Below are 314 nucleotides of genomic sequence, written 5' to 3'. Positions count from 1 at the left end.
GACACAAAAACAAGCAATCAGGAATCATCCATCACAGACACAATTAATGGAAGTTCCAGCCCGTTTGAAGAGTCAGTGCCAGGTGACAGCTCCACCTCAGTAAGGGACACAAAAACAAGCAATCAGGAATCATCCATCAGAGACACAATTAATGGAAGTTCCAGCCCGTTTGAAGAGTCAGTGCCAGGTGGCAGCGCCACCTCAGTAAGGGACACAAAAACAAGCAATCAGGAATCATCCATCACAGACACAATTAATGGAAGTTCCAGCCCGTTTGAAGAGTCAGTGCCAGGTGGCAGCGCCACCTCAGTAAA

The 314-nt window shown here is 47.5% G+C and carries 1 protein-coding gene; it reads left to right on the top strand.

What is annotated here, in order from left to right; all coding sequences use genetic code 11:
* The coding region (locus Lfee_RS17740; RefSeq protein ID WP_238584955.1) for a hypothetical protein at positions 1-314 on the top strand (314 nt) is incomplete at both ends.

The organism is Legionella feeleii (genome assembly GCF_001467625.1).
GTDB classification, from domain to species: domain Bacteria; phylum Pseudomonadota; class Gammaproteobacteria; order Legionellales; family Legionellaceae; genus Tatlockia; species Tatlockia feeleii.
The sequence above is the reverse complement of the archived record's forward strand: the minus strand, read 5'-3'. Positions and strand labels throughout refer to the sequence as shown.